Genomic DNA, 1545 nt, shown 5'->3' on the forward strand with positions numbered 1-1545 from the left:
TCAAGCTCATCTATCATGGAGAGTTTGATCCTGGCTCAGGACGAACGCTGGCGGCGTGCCTAATACATGCAAGTCGAACGAGAAACTTCGGTTTCTAGTGGCGAACGGGTGAGTAACACGTGGGCAACCTGCCCTCAAGCCTGGGATAACTCCGGGAAACCGGGGCTAACACCAGATAATCTTCTTATTCGCATGAAAGAGAAGTAAAAGTTTACACTTGAGGATGGGCCCGCGGTGCATTAGCTAGTTGGTGGGGTAACGGCCTACCAAGGCGACGATGCATAGCCGACCTGAGAGGGTGACCGGCCACACTGGGACTGAGACACGGCCCAGACTCCTACGGGAGGCAGCAGTAGGGAATTTTCCGCAATGGGGGCAACCCTGACGGAGCAACGCCGCGTGAGTGAAGACGGCCTTCGGGTTGTAAAGCTCTGTTCTTGGGGAAGAAACAAATGACGGTACCCAAGCAGAAAGCCCCGGCTAACTACGTGCCAGCAGCCGCGGTAATACGTAGGGGGCAAGCGTTGTCCGGATTTATTGGGCGTAAAGCGCGCGCAGGCGGTGGGTTAAGTTGTGGGTAAAAGGCATTGGCTCAACCAATGTAAGCCTGCAAAACTGGCTCACTTGAGTGCAGGAGAGGGGAGTGGAATTCCCGGTGTAGCGGTGGAATGCGTAGATATCGGGAGGAACACCAGTGGCGAAGGCGACTCTCTGGCCTGTAACTGACGCTGAGGCGCGAAAGCGTGGGTAGCGAACAGGATTAGATACCCTGGTAGTCCACGCCGTAAACGATGAGTGCTAGGTGTTGGGGGCATCACGTCCTCAGTGCCGAAGGAAACCCAATAAGCACTCCGCCTGGGGAGTACGGCCGCAAGGCTGAAACTCAAAGGAATTGACGGGGGCCCGCACAAGCGGTGGAGCATGTGGTTTAATTCGAAGCAACGCGAAGAACCTTACCAAGGCTTGACATCCCATTGACCCCTCTAGAGATAGAGGTTCCCTTCGGGGCAATGGTGACAGGTGGTGCATGGTTGTCGTCAGCTCGTGTCGTGAGATGTTGGGTTCAGTCCCGCAACGAGCGCAACCCTTATCCTTAGTTGCCAGCAGGTAAAGCTGGGCTCTCTAAGGAGACAGCCGGTGAAAGCCGGAGGAAGGTGGGGATGACGTCAAATCATCATGCCCCTTACGTCTTGGGCTACACACGTGCTACAATGGATGGTACAAAGGGAAGCGAGACCGCGAGGTGGAGCAAATCCCAGAAAGCCATTCTCAGTTCGGATTGTAGGCTGCAACTCGCCTACATGAAGCCGGAATCGCTAGTAATCGCGGATCAGCATGCCGCGGTGAATACGTTCCCGGGCCTTGTACACACCGCCCGTCACACCACGAGAGTTTGCAACACCCGAAGTCGGTGACAGAACCCTTAGGGGACTGAGCTGCCGAAGGTGGGGCAGATGATTGGGGTGAAGTCGTAACAAGGTATCCCTACCGGAAGGTGGGGATGGATCACCTCCTTTCTATGGAGTACCTTTTGGTACAATTTCG

Annotated in this window: 1 rRNA gene; it reads left to right on the forward strand. The window is 55.3% G+C overall.

Features of this window, described 5'->3' with window-relative positions:
• Positions 1-12: 12 nt before the first annotated feature.
• Positions 13-1517, forward strand: a 16S ribosomal RNA gene (locus GSM42_RS20270).
• Positions 1518-1545 lie beyond the last annotated feature (28 nt).

Source organism: Shimazuella alba, from assembly GCF_009831235.1.
GTDB lineage: Bacteria > Bacillota > Bacilli > Thermoactinomycetales > Thermoactinomycetaceae > Shimazuella > Shimazuella alba.